General features: G+C 45.8%; 1 protein-coding gene. It reads right to left on the bottom strand.

Annotation, left to right across the window (positions count from 1 at the left end; translation table 11 throughout):
- Window positions 1–729 (bottom strand): hypothetical protein (locus GHC57_RS19430; RefSeq protein ID WP_343031216.1); only part of this gene is annotated, 729 nt, incomplete at both ends.

Below are 729 nucleotides of genomic sequence, written 5' to 3' on the forward strand. Positions count from 1 at the left end.
CTCCTGGGCATCGCCACCACCAAAGGCCCAATCTCCTACGATATGTTGATCGCGCCGGAAGCAAAGGGATAAGCCTTATTTCTGTATCCAGTTTTTCTTTCTCGTTCTTCCACTGCGTAACTGTGTGATTGAGATGGTTTTCGTAATTTTCAGGTTTAATATTCAGGAGGGGCTCTGTGCTCTCGTGTACAAAGGGTCGAAATAGGTACTCTTCATTCTCTTTTATAAACTCAGAGCAAAACTGTCTTATGTGCGATGCATCTTGTCTTTTTGGTCCTTTTAAATTGTCTTCCATCTTTGAAAGCTCATCATCCAGATGAGTGTCTGCCCAAAAAATCGGATAAGGCCGGCCGCCGATGACGCCCTTGAGGGTTTCCCGTCCTTCATACCGCAAAACAATCTTATTCTCGTATTCTTTTGGAGGCACGACAAGTGATAGCAGGAGCGCAGCCTCCAGTGACACTGTGCATTTTCTAGGCGTTGCCTTTGTTGAGACGCGGAATCCAGTATCCATGGAGGGGCCGACAAAATCACGAACTAACCCATCGCGTTCGTCATTGTACCATTTATCTAATAAGTAATAGTTGCTAATCTTTGGGATTCCAATATCAAAATACGATTGCGGCCCTCCAACTTTTGTGGAAAAAATAACAAGGCTTATCCCTTTGCTTCCGGCGCGATCAACATATCGTAGGAGATTGGGCCTTTGGTGGTGGCGATGCCCAGGAG

It is taken from the genome of Roseospira navarrensis, assembly GCF_009601025.1.
Classification (GTDB): Bacteria; Pseudomonadota; Alphaproteobacteria; order Rhodospirillales; family Rhodospirillaceae; genus Rhodospira; species Rhodospira navarrensis.